Origin of the sequence: Paraburkholderia sp. BCC1886 (genome assembly GCF_900996245.1) — a bacterium.
In the GTDB taxonomy this organism is placed as follows: domain Bacteria; phylum Pseudomonadota; class Gammaproteobacteria; order Burkholderiales; family Burkholderiaceae; genus Paraburkholderia.
This window is the reverse complement of the sequence record NZ_CAAJGK010000113.1, coordinates 1-472: the sequence shown is the minus strand read 5'-3', so window position 1 is coordinate 472 and position 472 is coordinate 1. Positions and strand designations below refer to the sequence as shown.

General features: G+C 72.7%; 1 protein-coding gene. It reads right to left on the bottom strand.

Annotation, left to right across the window (positions count from 1 at the left end):
• Positions 1-55: 55 nt before the first annotated feature.
• On the bottom strand, positions 56-472 hold a 417-nt coding region (locus tag FQ746_RS31925), incomplete at its 5' end, for a chorismate mutase (protein WP_144113808.1).

The following is a 472-nucleotide window of genomic DNA, read 5'->3' as shown; positions in this document are numbered from 1 at the left end:
TCGACGATTAGGCCGGCACCGCCCCGGGTCCGCTTCGGCCGGGCGGCCGCGTTCTTCAGCCGACGGCGCTCGCGCCGCCACCCGAGCAGACGTGCGAGAGCGCCGTGTCGAGCGCCGGCGACTGCCGCGAGTCATAGCGCGTCAAGGTTTTCCAGTTGGCGATGCTGCGCGCCACGCGCGCCTGGCAAGCGGGCGCCTCGCGCAACGGCGCGACGCGCGCGAGCGCGGCGATCATCGACTGGGTGAGCTTGTCGAACTGCGGGCGCGTGGTGGTGGCGAGATCGGGCGGCGTGCCCGCGGGCGCCTGACCGGCGCGCCAGCTCGCGAACAGCGCGTTCTGCATGATCTTGCTCGCCTCGATCTGGTCGGCGAAGAAGGCATGTGCGTAATCGCGGTCGATGCCGGCGCCGACCGCGCGCCGCTCGACGTCGGCGAGCAGCTGGGCCTCGCGCGGCTTGTCCTCGATCGGCTT